The following is a 15,085-nucleotide window of genomic DNA, read 5'->3' as shown; positions in this document are numbered from 1 at the left end:
ATTGGCGTCGCTCCCTGCCCATGAGGTAATCCCCTGATCTTGGGGCGTGTCGCTGTCATGCCCTGGTATCACCAAGGCATAGTGAGTCAACCAACTGTTATACGCCTTCACGATCTCCGAGGAGCACACATGCCCCGTCCGGCCTCAGACAAGCGCGCACGGCTCACGGCAGCGGCGATCGACCTCACCCGCACGGGCGGCTTCGACGCCGCCACCATCGCCCGCATCGCCGACGCCGCCCAAGTGCCGTCCGGCAGCGTCTACTACTACTTCAAAACCAAGGACGACGTGGCCGCGGCAGTCGCCACGGGCATCGGCCATCGCCTCGCCGAGTCGCGCGCCGATCTGCCTGGCGACGCCCGCGAGGCGCTCACGGGCTTCCTGCGCTCCTACCTCACGGAGATTGAGGCGACGGTGACCGACGGCACCCTGCTCGCCACGGCATCGGCCGTGGGAAGTGGCGACGCGCACCGCGCGGCACTGGCATGGCTCCAGGAGAGGTTCGAAGACCTGGGCTTCACCGCTGCGGCGGCGCGGGCGCGCGCGCTTCACCTGCTCGCGGGAGTCGAGGGAGGCGCGGCACTCGCCCGGGCCCTTGGCGAGGCCGAGCCGCTGGAGCGCGAGGTGGCACACCTCGAGCGCTGGGTCGCCAACGCCGGCACCTAATCCGTCAAATGGATCCATTTGGTTCGCCTAAGCCCGTAGAAGAACCAAATGGATCCATTCGACGGAAAGGAGGTCCACTATGTGGACACAAGTGTCCAAGGTGTGAATAGGTGAACGGGCGCGACACCACTAGAATGGGCACGCGTCCGCCGCAGGGCGCCCCATCCGCCGCTTTCTCGGGAGTACCCGCATGCCACTCGTGGTGCAGAAATACGGAGGCTCGTCAGTCTCCGATGCCGAGGCGATCCAGCGCGTCGCGCGCAGGATCGTCGAGACGAAGCGCGCCGGCAACGATGTCGTCGTCGCCGTGTCCGCCATGGGTGACACGACGGACGAGCCTCATCGACCTCGCCAACGCGGTGACCAGCGATCCCGCACCGCGCGAGATGGACATCCTCCTCACCGCGGGCGAGCGCATCTCGATGGCCCTGCTCGCGATGGCCATCCGCGAACTCGGCGTGGGCGCCCAGGCCTTCACCGGCCCGCAGGCAGGCGTCATCACCACCGAGCACCACGGCCGCGCCCGCATCATCGACGTCGCGCCCGGCCGCCTCCAGAAGGCCGTCGCGGACGGTGACGTCGCCATCGTCGCTGGCTTCCAGGGGCTCCACCCCGAGACTCAGGACGTCACGACGCTCGGCCGCGGCGGATCCGACACCACGGCCGTCGCGCTCGCCGCCGCACTGCAGGCCGACGTGTGCGAGATCTACACCGACGTGGACGGCGTCTTCACGGCCGACCCGCGCATCGTCCCCACCGCCCGCAAGCTCGACCGCGTCTCCTACGAGGAGATGCTCGACCTGGCCGCCTCCGGCGCCAAGGTCCTGATGCCGCGCTGCGTCGAGTACGCGCGCCGCTTCGACGTGCCGATCCACGTGCGCTCGTCTTTCTCAGGTCTTGAAGGAACCTGGGTCACGGGCGACACTCAAGAAGGAGAAGACATGGAAGACCCGATCATCGCCGGCGTCGCGCACGACCGCTCCGAGGCCAAGATCACGGTCATCGGCGTTCCTGACGTGCCCGGCTCCGCCGCTCGCCTGTTCGAGGCCGTCGCGAAGTCTGACGTCAACATCGACATGATCGTGCAGAACGTCTCCGCGGTGGTCACGGGCTACACGGACATCTCCTTCACGCTCCCCTCGGACTCCGTGCCGCGCGCCATCGAGTCGATCGAGGCCGACCACGAGGGCATCGGCTACAAGGAACTGCGTACCGACGAGGCGATCGGCAAGATCTCCCTGGTCGGCGCCGGCATGCGCGCCAACTCCGGCGTCTCGGCTCGGTTCTTCTCCGCGCTGCGCGACGCGGGCGTCAACATCGAGATGATCTCCACCTCGGACATCCGCATCTCCTGCGTGACCCGGGCGGACAAGCCTGGACGATGCGGTACGCGCCGTGCACACCGCGTTCGACCTAGACATTGAGGGCGGCGAGGCCGTCGTGTACGGAGGAACCGGACGATGACACTGACCATCGCCGTCGTGGGTGCGACCGGACAGGTCGGCACCGTCATGCGCGAGCTCGTGGGCCAGCGCTTCCCCGAGGCCGAGGTGCGCTTCTTCGCCTCAGCCCGTTCCGCAGGCAAGGTGCTGCCGCACCTGGCCCGCGACATCACGGTCGAGGACATCGCCTCCGGTGACTATGCCGGCATCGACATCGCCATCTTCTCCGCCGGCGGTGGCCCCTCCAAGGAGTTCGCGCCGAAGTTCGCCGCGGCGGGCGCCGTGGTGGTCGACAACTCGAGCGCGTGGCGCATGGACCCCGAGGTCCCGCTCGTGGTGAGCGAGGTCAACCCGGACGCGCTGAACGACATCCCCAAGGGCATCGTCGCGAACCCCAACTGCACCACCATGGCCGCCATGCCGACCCTCAAGGCGCTCCACGCCGAGGCGGGCCTGAAGCGCGTCATCGTCTCGACCTACCAGGCCGTCTCCGGCTCGGGCGTCGCGGGCGTCGCGGAACTCGCCTCGCAGGCCCGCGCGGTCATCGACGATGCCGAGGGCCTCGCCCTGAACGGTGGCGCCGCCACCTACCCCGAGCCCGGCGTGTACGTCGAGCCCATCGCCTTCAACGTGTTGCCCTTCGCGGGCGACCTGGTGGGCGATGACTCCAACGAGACCGTCGAGGAGCGCAAGGCTCATCGATGAGTCGCGCAAGATCCTCGGCCTTCCCGACCTGCGCGTCTCTGGCACGTGCGTGCGCGTGCCCGTCTTCTCGGGCCACTCGTTGTCCGTCAACGCGGAGTTCGAGCGTCCTCTGTCGCCGCAGCGCGCCTACGAGATCCTCGCCGAAGCCGAGGGCGTCGTGGTGGACGAGATCCCCACGCCGCTCAAGGGCGCCGGCCAGGATCCCACCTACGTGGGCCGCATCCGTCAGGACACGGGCGTGGACGACGGACGTGGCCTCGCCCTGTTCATCGTGGGTGACAACCTGCGCAAGGGCGCCGCGCTCAACGCGATCCAGGTCGCGGAACTGGTCGCCGCGAAGATCACCGACTGATCCCCTAGACGCCTCACCAGCGGCCGCTCTCCCCTTCGGGAGGGCGGCCGCTGTCGCGTGTGGGGCATGTTCCCGTCGCGGCTCGCGCGGATGGCCGCCGTGCGCACCACAATCTCGCCCCCTCCCGCCCTCACAGTGCCGCGTGCACGCTCAGCGGAGGGTGTGCCGCACAGAATTGTGGTGCGGACGGCGGACGGCAGCGGGCGGGCGGCGCGAGCCAGAACCCAGCGAGGGACTGACCTACACCCCGAGCGGATCGGCGAGCAGCCCGGCGAAGGCCAGTTCGGCCGCGCCGACGAGGACCTGATCGTCGACCAGCGCGGCGCTCTCGATCCTCAGCGCATCGGCCAGCGGCGCGAAGGTGTGAGCAGCGACTCGCTCGCGAATCGCTCCCTCGCGCAGGCTCAGGAGCGCGCTGAGGAAACCGCCCAGGATGACCGCGCGCGGATTGAAGGCGGACACCAGGTTGGCGATGCCTCGAGCGAGGACGTCCGCCTGGCGATCGATCTCCGCCTCCAGCGCTGGTGAGGCCAGGGACCGCAGGGATCCGGCGAGGTCCGCATGCTCGAGCGGGCCTCCCGCGGCGGCCTCGAGGCGCTGCAGGTTGACTTCCGTCTCGAGGCAGCCGCGGCGCCCGCAGTGGCACGGGGGACCATCGCGGTCGGCCAAGGTGTGGCCCAGTTCTGCGGCGAAGCCATCGGCACCGCGCAGCACCATGCCACCCACGCCCACCGCGCCGCCGATGCCCGAGGTGGAACCGTTGAGGTAGATGACGTCGGTCTCTCCAGCGGCGGCGCCGAAGAGTTGTTCAGCGAGTAGGCCTGCGTTGGCGTCGTTGTCGACTGCCGTCGGCAATGCAACCGCCCGCTCCACGAGGCTCGCCCACGGGCGCGTCACGCCACAGCAGGTGGGGCGCCCTGGCGACCACGGCGTCGGCCATCCGGACGAGTCCGGGCACGGCGATGCCTGCGCCGACGCAGCGCACGCCCAAGTCCGCGGACCAGGCGCCCCAGGCCTCGGCCGCGAGGCGCGCGACGTCTTCGGGTGACGGCGCCTGTGCCACGGGGATGCGGCGGCGCTCGAGGACGCGGTGCCCGAGTCCCACGAGGGCGAGGGAGACGGCGTCGACGTCGGGGTTGATGGCGAGCGCGACCACGTCGCGGTGGGGGCGGACCATGGGGCTGGGACGGCCCACAGTGGTCGTCTCGGGGTGTTCCTCGGTGACGAGGCCCGCGTCCACGAGGTCGCCGACGAGGGCGCCGATGGTCGAGCGGTTGAGGCCGGTGGCGCGGGTGAGTTCGGAGCGGGAGAGGCCGTCGGCGCGGTGGACGAGGGTCATGAGGGCGGCGAGATTGTGCCGGCGCGTGGCTTCGTTGCGGCTCCCCAGCGCGGTGCCTGCACGTGCCGTTCCCACCGGTGCTGTCATGTGCGCCTCCTTGCGTTGACACTACCGCTCGCTCCAATTATGTTGTTACCTACAACCTAATCCGTCAATGCTGACGACAAAGGAGACCCGTATGGCACCGACGCCCACCCGCGAGGACAAGTTCTCGTTCGGACTGTGGACCCTGGGATGGGAGGCGCAGGACCCGTTCGGCTCCGCCACCCGCCCCCGACTCGACACTGTGGAGGCCATCCACGGCCTCGCCGACGCAGGCGCGTGGGGCATCACGTTCCACGACAACGACGTGTTCGACTTCGACGCCACCGACGCCGAGCGCCAGCGCGCCATCGACGCCCTCAAGGGTGCGTGCGACGACACGGGCATCGTGGTCGAGATGGTCACCACCAACCTCTTCAGCCACCCCGTCTTCAAGGACGGCGGCTTCACCTCCAACGATCGCTCCGTGCGCCGGTTCGCCCTGCGCAAGGTGCTGCGCAACATCGACCTCGCCGCGGAACTGGGCGCCACCACGTTCGTCATGTGGGGTGGGCGTGAGGGCGCCGAGTACGACTCCGCCAAGGACGTGGGTGCAGCCCTCGAGCGCTACCGCGAGGCCGTGAACCTGCTGGGCGACTACGTCACCGACAAGGGTTACGACATCAAGTTCGCCATCGAGCCCAAGCCCAACGAGCCCCGCGGCGACATCCTGCTGCCCACCGTCGGCCACGCCCTTGCCTTCATCAACTCGCTCGAACGCCCCGAGTTGGTGGGCCTCAACCCGGAGACGGGCCACGAGCAGATGGCGGGCCTCAACTTCACCGCAGGCATCGCGCAGGCGCTGTTCCACGGCAAGGCTCTTCCACATCGACCTCAACGGCCAGCGCGGCATCAAGTACGACCAGGACCTGGTGTTCGGCCACGGCGACCTGCACAACGCGTTCTCGCTGGTGGACCTGCTCGAGCACGGCGGCCCCAACGGCGGTCCCACGTACGACGGTCCGCGCCACTTCGACTACAAGCCGTCGCGCACCGAGGACATCAACGGCGTCTGGGAGTCCGTGCGCGCCAACATGGCGATGTACCTGCTGCTGAAGGAGCGCGCGCAGGCGTTCCGCGCGGACCCCGAGGTCCAGGAGGCGCTTGAGGCGGCGCGCGTGTTCGAGCTCGGCCAGCCCACGCTGGGCGAGGGCGAGTCCTACGACGACCTCCTCGCCGACCGCTCGGCGTTCGAGGACTTCGACGCCTCCGCGTACTTTGGCGGCAAGGGCTTCGGCTTCGTCCGGCTCCAGCAGGCTCGCCTCGGAGCACCTGATGGGTGCCCGCGGCTAGTTTTCACTCAGCCGATGCTGGGGCCGGCTTCCGTACGGGAGCCGGCCCCAGCATCGGCCCACCCCCATACCCCGCCAGCCGTACCCCGCACTGGTGGATTTTGGTCAGTTAGCGGCCCTTTATCGACCAAAATCCACCAGTGGGAGACATCAGAAAGGACGCGCGATGACGCTCGTCGCCGGAGTCGACTCCTCGACTCAGAGCCTGCAAGGTGGTCGTGCGCGACCTCGAGACAGGCGCGGTGGTGCGTGCGGGCAAGGCCCCTCACCCGGAGGGCACGTCCGTGGACCCTGCCGCGTGGTGGGAGGCGCTGCTCGCGGCCGTCGACGCCGCGGGGGCCTCGCAGACGTGGCGGCGATCTCCATCGGCGGCCAACAGCACGGCATGGTGGTGCTGGACTCGGCCGGTCGTGTCATCCGCGACGCCTTGCTGTGGAATGACACGCGCTCGGCGGGCGCCGCCAACGACCTCATCGACGAGTTCGGGGCCGCCGCCCTCGCCGATCGCACGGGCTTGGTGCCGGTGCCCTCCTTCACCAGCACCAAGGTCCGCTGGCTGCGCGACGCCGAGCCGGACAACGCCGCACGGGTGGCAGCCGTGGCGCTGCCACACGACTGGCTGACCTGGCGCCTGCGCGGCTACGGCCCGGACGGCTCGCCGCTGGGCGCCGTGCTCGACGAGCCTGGTCACGGACCGCTCGGACGCGTCGGGGACGGGCTACTGGAACCCCGCCACCGGCGAGTACGACCGCGAACTACTTGTCGCCTCGCTCGGCCACGACGCGATCCTTCCGCGCGTCCTGGGGCCGGGCGAGGTGGCGGGGCGCGGCGCCCTTGGTGTCGATGCCCGGTGGGCCGATGTGGTGGTGGGCCCCGGCGCCGGCGACAACGCCGGTGCGGCGCTCGGCCTTGGCGCCGGCGAGGGCGACGTGGTGATTTCCATCGGGACGTCGGGCACGGTGTTTGGGGTGTCACCGGTGGCGGCACGTGACGTGTCCGGGGCCGTCGCCGGTTTCGCCGATGCCTCGGGCGAGTTTCTGCCGCTCGTCGCGACCCTCAACGCCGCGCGGGTGCTCGACTCCTTCGCTCGCGTCCTTGGAGTCACGCACGACGAATTGGGTCGCCTGGCACTCGACGCCGAGCCTGGCGCCGGCGGCGCGGTGCTGGTGCCGTACTTCGAGGGGGAACGGACGCCGAACCTTCCCGAGGCAACCGCGTCGCTGACGGGGCTGACCCTCGCGTCGACGACGCGTGAGAACCTCGCGCGGGTTGCGATCGAGGGCATGCTGTGCGCGCTCGCTGATGGCCTGGACGCCGTGCGCGCTCAGGGCATCGTGCCGCGGCGCCTGCTCCTGGTCGGTGGGGCGGCGCAGAACCCCGCCGTGCAAACCATCGCCGCCCAGGTGTTCGATGCGCCCGTCGAGGTTCCCGAGCCCGCCGAGTATGTGGCCTTCGGCGGCGCTGTCCAGGCGGCGTGGGCGCTGACCGGGTCGCGGCCCACCTGGGACGTCGCGATGGTGGCCGCGCCGGCGGTGGACACACGGCCGGAGATCCGTGCGGCGTACCGGGCGGCGGCATCGGCGTACGGAGCCTGAGGAGAAGTCTCCCCCGCCCGTGAGGTCCCGGACGTGATGTCAGAGGGTCGCCCTATGGTGGCGTGGTGATCGACACCGTCTCCGCTACCGACCGTCTCGCCCTTCACCGACCCGCCGCCTCGGATCTCGACGAGTTGCACGCACTGCTGTCCGATCCCGCAGTCTGGACGCACTATCCGAGCCTCGTTCATCGCGATGGTGCGACCACGGAGGCCGTGATCGAGCGCTGGGAGGAGTCGTGGCGCGAGCACGGCCTGGGGGTGTGGGTGGTGCGCGATCACGACGGCGCCTTCCTTGGATACGGAGGATGTGACCTGCGCCGGGACACGTTTTGGAACGTGGGCTATCGGCTGCGACCCGAGGCTCAGGGGCGCGGTTACGCGACCGAGGTAGCACGGGCGGGCATCGCGTCCGCACGGCGCCTGCGGCCAGGCGTCCCGGTCGTCGCGTATCTCCTCGAGCACAACACCGCGTCCGCGGCGGTGGCGCGGCGCGCAGGACTCGTCGAGGTGCATCGTGCAGCCGATGCCGGCAACCCCGATCCGGCCGCCGTCCGGCTGGTCTTCGCCGATCGCAACCTCGACCGCTACACGCTGGCGGAGGTCGTGAAGTAGGCCGCTAGCCTGCCGGCGGTTCGTAGCGCGAAGTGTCGGCCAGCCCGACCGCGTCGCGGCGCGCGCCATCCGCGGGCGCAGATACAGGGGCGGAGGCCAACACCGGGGCGGAGGCCGACGCCGGCGCGGACGTGGACGCGTGCCGCGCATCGATGCGCGGCACGAGGACGTTGATCAGGATCGCGGCACCGATCAAGACGGCGGCGAGCGGGAACAGCACTCCACTGACAAGGGCGGCCAGCAAGTTCACGACCGTGTACCACGTGGGGAGGAGGTACGAGTCGAAACTTCCGCTCCACAACCACGGCACGTACGTCATCACCAGTGGAGCCCCACGGCGGCAACTGCGCTCACCCCGGCCCACCACAGGCACTTCCTTGCCGCAGGTTGCATCTTGGCCTCCTCCGGAACCGCCCTCACGGTCCACTGTGAGACACGACGGTGCCAGAGCGCGCCGTGGGTGTCCACTGGGGCGCGCGAGGGACTCAGAAACGTGACAAGGGCCGGTCCTTGCGGACCGGCCCTTCACTGCAGTCGGGGTGACAGGATTTGAACCTGCGACCTCGTCGTCCCGAACGACGCGCGCTACCAAGCCTGCGCCACACCCCGTGAAAACAGCCGTGTCAGGATACCCGATGAAGGGCCTGGGAACCTAACCGGCCCCTACGCGCGACGCGGCAGCAAGGTGAGCATCGTCGCCTCGGGCCTACAGGCCAGCCTTACCGGCGTATACGGCGACGTTCCGAGGCCCGCGGAGACGTGCAGCCAGGCGCTCTCCGAGCCGCCCTGTTCGTCCGGACGCGGCCCAGGCCAGCCGTGCAGGCCGCTGGCCCGCGAAGTGTCGAGATCGCAGTTAGTGACGAGCGCACCCTTGCCGGGGACGTTCACCTGTCCGCCGTGCGTGTGACCCGCGAGAATCACCTGAGCGCCGTCCTCGCGCAACTGCCCAAGCGCCCGCAGATACGGGGCGTGCACCACGCCGATGCGCAGCGCAGCATCGGCCGCACCGCCGTCCTGGGCGGGAAGCCTGTCGCGGCCGATGTGCGGGTCGTCGAGGCCCACGAAGGCGATCTCGGTGCCCGCGATCTCGAGCGAGGCGCGGACGTTGTTGAGATTCACCCAGCCGCCCGCCTCGAGGCCAGCGGTGAGCGCCTCCGTGTCGAGCGATGTCTTGCCTTCACGCGCCTGCGTGGGCTCCTTGAGGTACTTCAACGGGTTGCGCGGCGTGGGCGCGTAGTAGTCGTTCGACCCGTGCACGAAGACGCCGGGGAACGCCATCAGGGGTTCGAGCGCCTCGAGCGCGGTGGGCACGGCGTCCACGTGGGCGAGGTTGTCGCCCGTGTCGACCACGAGGTCGGGCCGGAAGGCTCGCGAGGTGCCGGATCCAGGCCACCTTGCGGCGCTGCGACGGCGTGAGGTGGAGGTCGGACAGGTGCAGGATGCGCAGGGGCTTGGACCCGGGCGCCAGGACCGGCGCGGAGATCTGGCGCACCGTGAACGACTGCGCCTCGATGAGGCTCCACGCGAGCACTCCGGCACCGGCGGCCACGGCCGCCCCGAGAACGCGCTTCACGCGGCGGTCCCGCGCGCAGCGGCGATGACCGAAGCGCCGGCCGATGCTCCGGTCAGGCGAGGCTGCGACGTGTCAGTCATCGTCTTCGTCTCCCCTGCCGTTCCCGTTCCCGTTCCCGTTGCCATTCCCATTTCCGTTGCCACCATTGGCGGTGCCGTCGTCAGAGAAGCCGGGGCACGCCTGGTTCTCGTCCTCGTTCCACCAGTCGTTGGGGTCCTCGCACTGCGCTGGCTCGTCCGTGACCCAGCCGTTGGGCGGGTTGGTCTCGAACTCGGCCGGCGGCCAGGACGAACCCCAGTAGTCCTCGGGTGCCGTCTCCTGGTCCCAACCCTGCGGCCAGTTGTACCACCAGTCGGGAAGGCTCATCGGTGGCGAGCGTCAGCGTGATCGAGGTTCCCGGCGTGATCATCGCACCGGAGCCCCAGGCTCTGCGCGGCCACATCGCCCGAGCCCACCGTGTCCGAGTAGACCGGGGAGTCGGAGAAGTAGACCCGGAAGCCCAGGCTCCGCGAGCTCGTCACGCGCCTGCCACTGGTCCATACCGATCACGTTCGGTACCCGCACGGGCACGCCGTTGAGGATCTCATCGGTGGGCTCGTCGAAGTCGAGCCTGCTCCTCATCTTCAAGGGCGCGGCTCATGAAGTCGGACCAGGTGGGGCCGGCGATGGTGGAGCCGTAGACGTAGTCGTACCACTGGCCATTGATGGTGACGTTCTGCTGCTCGGTGTCGGTGTCGGGGTTACCCAGCCAGAACACGGACACCAGCCTGCGGCGTGAAGCCCGCGAACCACGTGTGCTTGTTGTTCTGCGACGTACCGGTCTTGCCCGCGGCGGGACGGCCGTCATCGAGCGCCGACCGCGACCCAGAGGTGGTCTCCAGTACGCCCTCCATGGCGTAGGTCACACCGTCCGCGACCTCCTTCGAGATCGCCTGGCGGCAGTCCTTCTGCGGCACCGCGATGTCGTTGCCATCGGCATCGGTGATCGAGAGGATCGCGAGCGGCTCGCAGTGCACGCCGCCGTTCGCGTAGGTCTGGTAGACGCTCGCCATGGTCAGCGGCGAGCCGTTCTGCGAGCCGATGATCGACGAGGGGTACAGGAGGAAGTCGGAGCCATCGGCGTTCTGATAGCCCATCGCCTCGCCCACGTCGCGGATGTCGCACAGGTCCAGGCTGGCTCGCCATGTCGGCGAACGCGGTGTTGATCGAGTGCGCGGTCGCGTCGAGCACCGTCATGTAGCCCTGGTTGTCCTCACCCACGTTGCCGGGCTCCCAGGAGCCGCTGGTGAGGACGGGGCCCTCACAGGTCTCCTGCCAGTTCTCACTGGTCCACTCGACCTGGCGGCCAGAGACATACTCCTTGAGGGAGTGGCCTTCCTGGAGCCAGTCGGCCAGCACGATGGTCTTGAACGTCGAGCCGACGGAGAAGCCCTTCGAGCCGCCCCATTCCTGGTCCACGGAGTAGTTGACCGACGTCGAGTTCTCAGCCTCGGCCGCCGGATCGTACGTACGGTTCTGCGTCATCGACAGAATCTCGCCCGTCGCGGGGTCGAGCGCCACCATCGCCATCGCGAAGCCGTTGGCGTCGTCCGCGGGAACGGTCTCGTACAGGCTCTTCGGTGGCGATCTTCTGCTTGTCGACGTCGAGGGTGGTGACGATGTCGAGGCCACCCTTGTACAGCAGGTCGGTGCCGTTGAGGCCGTCCGAGTTGAAGACCTCGTCCTTCGCGATCACCTTGGTGACGTAGTCACAGAAGAACGGAGCGATGTCCGATGCGGCGCAGGACACGAGGGGCTTCGACACGTTGAGGGTGTCCTCGACGGGAATCTTCTCCCACTCGTCGAACTCCGCCTTGGTGATCATGCCCTCTTCGTACATGGTGCCCAGGACCGTGTCGCGACGCTTCTCCGCAGCCTCGTAGTTGGTTTCGCCGTCCTCGAAGGTGCGGGTGGGGTCCCACTTGGTGGGGTTCTGCGTGATGCCTGCGATGGTCGCGGCCTCGACGGCGGTGAGCCTCCGCGGCCGGCTTCGAGAAGTAGTACTGGGCGGCAGCCTCGACACCGTAGAGGCTGTTGCCGCCGAACTGAGCGATGTTCAGGTACTGCTGGAGAATCTCTTCCTTGCCGCAGTCCACGGCCGGGTCGCTCGCGTCACACGTGTCGCCGAGCCTGCTCGTCAAGGTTCTGCTCAAGGGCGAGCGCGAGGCGCCACTCACGGATCTTGCGCGGCAGCGACACCTCGGTCGCGTCCTCGATCGCCTCGTCGTCGCCTTCGTTCTCGGCCGCCTGGAGCAGGGTGTTCTTCACGAGCTGCTGCGTCAGGGTCGACGCACCCGGCGACGAGTCGGAAGTGAGGTTGGTGTACGCCGCGCTGAGGAGTCCCTCACCATCCACGCCGTGGTGGTCCCAGAAGCGGCGGTCCTCGACGGCCACGATGGCCTTCTGCATCCACGGGGAGATTTCCTCGAGGGGCACCACCACGCGGTTCTGGCTATAGAAGGTGGCGAGCAGCGTCTTGCCGTCGCGCGCGTAAATGTTCGACTGCTGCGACAGGGACACGTCCTGGAGGCTCGTCGGGAAGGTCCTCAAACAGATCGGAGGTGCCCGATGCTGCCGACGCACCCACCGTTGCCGCGGGCAGGGCGATGCCTGCGAGCAGGAATCCGCCGATGACGGAGAACGCCACGAACGTGAACAGGGCGCTCACCAACTGAACGGCGGTCACCCGCCCACCAGGGCGCGCGGAACCAGAGGACCTTGAAGCCATACACCAACCTTACGTTGCTGACACAACGCGCCACGAACCCTGAGAGTTTCCCGAGGGCGAGGGCTACGCTCGGGGGCATGACCAAGTGGGAATACTCGACCGTGCCGCTCATCGACCATGTCACCAAGCAGATCCTCGACCAGTGGGGCGACGACGGCTGGGAACTCGTCCAGGTCGTGACCGGCCCCACCGGCGGCCTTGTCGCCTACATGAAGCGCGAGAAGGCGTGAGCGCGTCCGCTCGCCTCGCCGAGGCTCGGCCTGGCGCTTCCCGAGGTTGCGACGCCCGTCGGCACCTACGTGCCCGCGCTGCGTCACGGCGACCTGATCTACACGTCCGGCCGCCTTCCCTCGTCGAGGGTGCACTGCTGGCCACCGGCGTGGTGGGTCAGCGCGAGGGCGACGTGACGCCCGAGCGCGCCAACGAGTGCGCGCGGGCCGCGGTGCTCAACGCGATCGCGGCGGCCGCTGCCGTCGCGGGAGGCATCGACTCGATCGCCGGGATCGTCGGCTCACGGGCTTCGTGGCCTCGGCCCCCGGCTTCACGGCCCAGCCGGCCGTCATCAACGGCGCCTCCGGCATCCTGGCGGATGTCTTCGGCGAGCCCGGCCGTCACGCCAGGTCTGCGGTGGGTGTCGCGGCGCTGCCGCTCGGTGCGCCGGTCGAGATCGAACTGATCGTCGCGACCCGCTAGTCACTGTCGCCGATGCGGTGGCGACGCCCCTCGCCAGGGGCGCCACCGCATCGGCCGAAAATCAGCGCGAGCGAGCGCGCAGACGCTCGGGCTCGTACACGTCGACCGCGCCGATGTGCACGTCGATCCAGCCGCGTGAGGCAAACTCCGCGAGCGCCTTGTTGACGGTCTCGCGCGACGCCCCCACCAACTGAGCAAGTTCCTCCTGCGTCAGCCCGTGGCGCACCGTGATGTGGCCGCGCTCCATGCGCCCAAAGCGGTGTCCAAGGTCAAGGATCGCCTTCGCCACACGGCCGGGCACGTCCGAGAAGACCAGGTCCGCCATCGAGTTCGACAGGCGCCGAATGCGCTGCGCCAGCGCGCGCAACAGGTGGCGCGACATCTCGAGGTGGTCGTCAAGCCAGCGGTCGAGCACATCCTTGGGAAGGCTCGTAGACCACGGAGTCCTCGACGGCGTGGGCACGCGACACGCGCGGGCCGGGGTCGAACACGGACAGGCTCGCCCGTCATGTCTCCCACGCCCAGAAGGCCCAGGAGGTTTTCGCGGCCATCACGCGCGGTACGGGCGAGCCGATCTTGCCCTTGACGATGATGAACATCGCCTGACCCTCATCGCCTTCGTTGAACAGCACCTCGCCGCGCGCCAACTCGATGCGCGTCATCTGCTCAATGAGCGACCGAGCGCTGTCGGCATCCATCCCGCCGAACAGGGGGACGATCGCAGCAGGCGCACCTCTCGGGGCGACTGTGGCATCGCCACCTCCTTCTTACTGTCCGCGATGCGCCTGTCCCAACGCTCTCACCATCTGTGCGGTCACCGACTCGAGGTTGTCTGCGACGCGTGTCTCGTAAGACTCTAGCCGGGCATCGAGCGCCGCAAGGGCTTCCACGCTGGTGGGTGACGACTTGAGCTCCTCCGGCCACACCGCATCGGACAACTCCGAGACGGTCGGGGCGTCGGCAGCGAGCGCCTCCCAGGCATCGGACAGGCCCAGACGGCCGAGGCTCTTCGCCGTCCATCAGTTGCGCGATGGCCAGGTCGCGACGAGCGGTGACGAGGCGACGCCACCAGCGCACGCGGGCCAGTTCGCGACGCATCTCACGCCGCCGGTGCCGCAGGTCCGCGATCAAGGCCGCGTCCTCTGTTGCTCGCATGTCACCTCCATCCCGTGCCGTCGCGCAGGCGCGGTTGGCACGCCTGACATTCGGCTTATCGGCGGGCTCAAGGCGGTGCTTAAGGATCGCTTATGGTGACGTCATGAGCAGTCGCACCCCCTCACCGTGGCCGATGCCGCGATGCAGGCCCCACCCGTGTCGCTGACGCGCCGCGCCAGGGCCGTGAACCGCGCCCTCGCGGAGGTGTACCCGGACGCGCACTGCGAACTCGACTACACGACGCCGTTCCAGTTGCTCGTCGCGACGGTGCTCAGCGCCCAATGCACGGATGTCCGCGTCAACCAGGTGACGCCGGGCCTCTTCGCCGTCTACCCGGACGCACAGGCCCTTGCCGGCGCCGACCGCGACCGCCTCGAGGCGCTCATCAAGCCCACGGGGTTCTACCGGGCGAAGGCCGAGTCACTGCTGGGGCTCAGCCGCGACATCGTCGAACGCTACGAGGGCGAGGTGCCCGGACGGCTGAAGGATCTGGTGACGCTGCGCGGGGTGGGCCGCAAGACGGCCAACGTGGTCCTCGGCAACGCGTTTGGGGTGCCGGGGATCACGGTGGACACCCACATGGGCAGGCTCGCGAGGCGCCTGGGGCTGACCGTGAACGAGGACCCGGTGGTCGTGGAGCGCGAACTCATGGCGCTCATCGAGCGCAAGGAGTGGACGTTGTGGTCGCACCGGGTGATCTTCCACGGCCGGCGGCGCTGCAAGGCCCGCAAGCCCGAGTGCGGCGCTTGCGAGATCGCGGACCTGTGCCCCAGCGCCCCCGGGGCCCGCTCCCGCCCCGCTAGCGGTTGAT

The 15,085-nt window shown here is 69.0% G+C and carries 15 protein-coding genes, 1 tRNA gene and 8 pseudogenes; 9 read left to right on the top strand and 15 right to left on the bottom strand.

Annotation, left to right across the window (positions count from 1 at the left end; translation table 11 throughout):
* Positions 1-129 precede the first annotated feature (129 nt).
* The 3 genes and pseudogenes from QQK48_RS09635 (at position 130) to QQK48_RS09625 (ending at position 3,165) form a co-directional block, all read left to right on the top strand.
* On the top strand, positions 130-666 hold the full coding sequence (locus tag QQK48_RS09635) for a TetR/AcrR family transcriptional regulator (RefSeq protein ID WP_284328318.1): 537 nt from the start codon (positions 130-132) through the stop codon (positions 664-666).
* 190 nt (positions 667-856) lie between these two features.
* Positions 857-2,130: pseudogene (locus tag QQK48_RS09630) on the top strand (aspartate kinase).
* Positions 2,127-3,165 (top strand): annotated as a pseudogene (locus tag QQK48_RS09625) (aspartate-semialdehyde dehydrogenase). The pseudogenes QQK48_RS09630 and QQK48_RS09625 overlap by 4 nt, the downstream one beginning before the upstream one ends.
* Before the next feature lie 240 nt (positions 3,166-3,405).
* Here the strand turns inward: QQK48_RS09625 and QQK48_RS09620 are convergent.
* Together QQK48_RS09620 and QQK48_RS09615 are read right to left on the bottom strand one after the other, a co-directional pair.
* The gene (locus QQK48_RS09620; protein ID WP_284328317.1) at positions 3,406-4,062 is read right to left on the bottom strand and encodes an ROK family protein; all 657 of its coding nucleotides are present in this window, start codon (positions 4,060-4,062) and stop codon (positions 3,406-3,408) included.
* Positions 3,974-4,591, bottom strand: a complete 618-nt coding sequence (locus QQK48_RS09615) for a MarR family transcriptional regulator (RefSeq protein WP_284328316.1) — start codon at positions 4,589-4,591, stop codon at positions 3,974-3,976. The genes QQK48_RS09620 and QQK48_RS09615 overlap by 89 nt, the downstream gene beginning before the upstream one ends.
* 91 nt (positions 4,592-4,682) lie before the next feature.
* On the opposite strand from QQK48_RS09615, the pseudogene xylA reads away from it, so the two are divergent.
* From xylA to QQK48_RS09600, 3 genes and pseudogenes are all read left to right on the top strand, one after another.
* Positions 4,683-5,878 (top strand): annotated as a pseudogene (gene xylA, locus QQK48_RS09610) (xylose isomerase).
* A 165-nt stretch (positions 5,879-6,043) separates the two neighbouring features.
* Positions 6,044-7,472: pseudogene (gene xylB, locus QQK48_RS09605) on the top strand (xylulokinase).
* 62 nt (positions 7,473-7,534) lie between these two features.
* Positions 7,535-8,086 carry a GNAT family N-acetyltransferase gene (locus QQK48_RS09600; RefSeq protein WP_284328315.1) on the top strand — a complete coding sequence of 184 codons (552 nt, stop codon included), beginning with the start codon at positions 7,535-7,537 and terminating at the stop codon, positions 8,084-8,086.
* Positions 8,087-8,090: 4 nt separating this feature from the next.
* On the opposite strand, the gene QQK48_RS09595 is transcribed toward QQK48_RS09600, so the two are convergent.
* The 12 genes and pseudogenes from QQK48_RS09595 to QQK48_RS09550 form a co-directional block, all read right to left on the bottom strand.
* A complete protein-coding gene (locus tag QQK48_RS09595; protein WP_284328314.1) occupies positions 8,091-8,453 on the bottom strand; it encodes a hypothetical protein in 363 nt (120 codons plus the stop codon).
* 167 nt (positions 8,454-8,620) lie between these two features.
* Positions 8,621-8,695: transfer RNA gene (locus QQK48_RS09590), tRNA-Pro, on the bottom strand.
* 54 nt (positions 8,696-8,749) lie between these two features.
* Positions 8,750-9,397 carry a metallophosphoesterase gene (locus tag QQK48_RS09585; RefSeq protein WP_348523571.1) on the bottom strand — a complete coding sequence of 216 codons (648 nt, stop codon included), beginning with the start codon at positions 9,395-9,397 and terminating at the stop codon, positions 8,750-8,752.
* Positions 9,398-9,731: 334 nt separating this feature from the next.
* Complete coding sequence (locus QQK48_RS09580; RefSeq protein ID WP_284328313.1) at positions 9,732-10,025, bottom strand: hypothetical protein; 294 nt, start codon at positions 10,023-10,025, stop codon at positions 9,732-9,734.
* Positions 10,026-10,064: 39 nt separating this feature from the next.
* The gene (locus tag QQK48_RS09575) at positions 10,065-10,280 is read right to left on the bottom strand and encodes a hypothetical protein (RefSeq protein WP_284328312.1); all 216 of its coding nucleotides are present in this window, start codon (positions 10,278-10,280) and stop codon (positions 10,065-10,067) included.
* The gene (locus QQK48_RS09570) at positions 10,243-10,416 is read right to left on the bottom strand and encodes a hypothetical protein (protein ID WP_284328310.1); all 174 of its coding nucleotides are present in this window, start codon (positions 10,414-10,416) and stop codon (positions 10,243-10,245) included. Before QQK48_RS09570 ends, QQK48_RS09575 begins: the two co-directional genes overlap by 38 nt.
* Complete coding sequence (locus QQK48_RS09565) at positions 10,400-10,807, bottom strand: penicillin-binding transpeptidase domain-containing protein (RefSeq protein WP_284328309.1); 408 nt, start codon at positions 10,805-10,807, stop codon at positions 10,400-10,402. The genes QQK48_RS09570 and QQK48_RS09565 overlap by 17 nt, the downstream gene beginning before the upstream one ends.
* Before the next feature lie 79 nt (positions 10,808-10,886).
* Positions 10,887-11,183: pseudogene (locus QQK48_RS21690) on the bottom strand (hypothetical protein); the annotation flags it as partial.
* A complete protein-coding gene (locus QQK48_RS09560) occupies positions 11,143-11,721 on the bottom strand; it encodes a transglycosylase domain-containing protein (RefSeq protein WP_284328308.1) in 579 nt (192 codons plus the stop codon). The gene QQK48_RS09560 and the pseudogene QQK48_RS21690, both read right to left, overlap by 41 nt.
* 13 nt (positions 11,722-11,734) lie before the next feature.
* Positions 11,735-11,794 (bottom strand): annotated as a pseudogene (locus QQK48_RS21685) (hypothetical protein); the annotation flags it as partial.
* Positions 11,795-11,810: 16 nt separating this feature from the next.
* Positions 11,811-12,218 carry a transglycosylase domain-containing protein gene (locus QQK48_RS09555; RefSeq protein ID WP_284328307.1) on the bottom strand — a complete coding sequence of 136 codons (408 nt, stop codon included), beginning with the start codon at positions 12,216-12,218 and terminating at the stop codon, positions 11,811-11,813.
* Entirely contained in the window at positions 12,151-12,426 is a 276-nt protein-coding gene (locus QQK48_RS09550) for a hypothetical protein (protein WP_284328306.1), read from the bottom strand. The genes QQK48_RS09555 and QQK48_RS09550 overlap by 68 nt, the downstream gene beginning before the upstream one ends.
* A gap of 77 nt (positions 12,427-12,503) precedes the next feature.
* On the opposite strand from QQK48_RS09550, the gene sp36 reads away from it, so the two are divergent.
* Both sp36 and QQK48_RS09540 read left to right on the top strand, forming a co-directional pair.
* Entirely contained in the window at positions 12,504-12,656 is a 153-nt protein-coding gene (sp36, locus tag QQK48_RS09545) for a Sp36 family protein (protein WP_143340453.1), read from the top strand.
* Positions 12,657-12,686: 30 nt separating this feature from the next.
* Positions 12,687-13,119: pseudogene (locus tag QQK48_RS09540) on the top strand (RidA family protein).
* 61 nt (positions 13,120-13,180) lie between these two features.
* Here the strand turns inward: QQK48_RS09540 and QQK48_RS09535 are convergent.
* Positions 13,181-13,817: pseudogene (locus QQK48_RS09535) on the bottom strand (Crp/Fnr family transcriptional regulator).
* A 598-nt stretch (positions 13,818-14,415) separates the two neighbouring features.
* Here QQK48_RS09535 and nth point away from each other — a divergent pair.
* The gene (gene nth, locus QQK48_RS09530) at positions 14,416-15,084 is read left to right on the top strand and encodes an endonuclease III (RefSeq protein ID WP_284328304.1); all 669 of its coding nucleotides are present in this window, start codon (positions 14,416-14,418) and stop codon (positions 15,082-15,084) included.
* The last annotated feature ends 1 nt before the right edge of the window (position 15,085 follow it).

The organism is Demequina litorisediminis (assembly GCF_030161615.1).
GTDB classification, from domain to species: Bacteria; Actinomycetota; Actinomycetes; order Actinomycetales; family Demequinaceae; genus Demequina; species Demequina litorisediminis.
The sequence above is the reverse complement of the archived record's forward strand: the minus strand, read 5'-3'. Positions and strand labels throughout refer to the sequence as shown.